The following is a 206-nucleotide window of genomic DNA, read 5'->3' as shown; positions in this document are numbered from 1 at the left end:
AGCGAGCCTTAGCGTCTTATCACAAAATCCATAAGGCGGTTCTCAATGACCGTATACGCCTCGAAAATGAGCATAAACGCGAAGTTCTAAACAAATCGAGGAAAACCCTTACCGAAGCACAAATCAAGCGTAATGAGGAAAACAGACGCAAATATGAATTAGGTGGTGCAGTATTAGCAGCCTTTAAAAAATTGAATATTGATATT

The 206-nt window shown here is 39.3% G+C and carries 1 protein-coding gene; it reads left to right on the top strand.

The window, feature by feature from the left end; translation table 11 throughout:
• Positions 1-206, top strand: a 206-nt coding sequence (locus RRF55_RS29550) for a hypothetical protein (protein WP_439419535.1), incomplete at both ends; no start/stop codon positions are given.

It is taken from the genome of Klebsiella sp. K47, from assembly GCF_051858335.1.
Taxonomy (GTDB): domain Bacteria; phylum Pseudomonadota; class Gammaproteobacteria; order Enterobacterales; family Enterobacteriaceae; genus Klebsiella; species Klebsiella pneumoniae.
The sequence above is the reverse complement of the archived record's forward strand: the minus strand, read 5'-3'. Positions and strand labels throughout refer to the sequence as shown.